Origin of the sequence: Demequina oxidasica (genome assembly GCF_000975115.1) — a bacterium.
Taxonomy (GTDB): domain Bacteria; phylum Actinomycetota; class Actinomycetes; order Actinomycetales; family Demequinaceae; genus Demequina; species Demequina oxidasica.
Window position 1 is genome coordinate 1 of record NZ_BBRE01000007.1, and the last position, 789, is coordinate 789.

At 56.1% G+C, this 789-nt stretch carries 1 protein-coding gene; it reads right to left on the bottom strand.

The features are described from left to right. On the bottom strand, positions 1-789 hold a 789-nt coding region (locus AOP77_RS12415; RefSeq protein WP_160300079.1), incomplete at both ends, for a hypothetical protein.

A 789-nucleotide genomic window follows, 5' to 3' on the forward strand; every position in this document is an offset into this window, starting at 1 on the left:
CCTGACCGTCTGGGTCGTTCAACGTGATCGTGTAGTTCAACGTCGGAACGTTCTCCACACACTCAGCAACAACCGTGCCAGACAACACCGGGTCTGTGGGTTCGTTGCAGTGGGTGTAGTTGCCGATCTTGACGAGCTTGTAGGTGGTGCCGAAGCCTGCGTTGGGCAGGTGGTCCTCGGCGGGGTTGTTGGGGCTGGTCAGTTCTCCGCCGGCGAGCAGGCTCTCGGTGGTTGCGGTGTCCCAGTAGATGTCGACTTGGTAGCAGCCATAGCCGATGTCGTTGAGTTCGTCATCTAGTCCTGCCAGGTCGGGGTTGACCTGGTCCTTGCTGGTGACGAGTGTTTGTGGCCAAGTCGCGAGGAGGGAGTTTTCCCAACTGGGCATTCTCCATGCGGCGATCACGAAACATCCGTTGTCTTCGGACAGGATGTCCTTGCTCTGTGCCTTGTTCAGCAGCAGTTCAGATTCGATCTCGGAGCAAATTTTGGGTGCTTGGCAGTCTTCCTGGTTGTAGATGGTGTAGTCGTCGTGGTTGTAAAGCGAACCAGCAATTTCCATGGGCTGCCAGGTTTCAGTGTTGCAAACCACCACTGGTTTCATGCAGTCCTCGGACTTCTTGACGTACTTCCAGGCTGTGTTGTGCCCGCCGGGGATCAAGTGTTCGGTGGGGTTGTTGGGTCCGTAGAGGACTCCGCCATCGATGAGGTCCTTCGTCTCTTGAGTGTCGAAGTAGATATCGATTTGGTAGCAACCCCACTCGGGTAGTTCGTCATCCAAGGCGTCGAGGT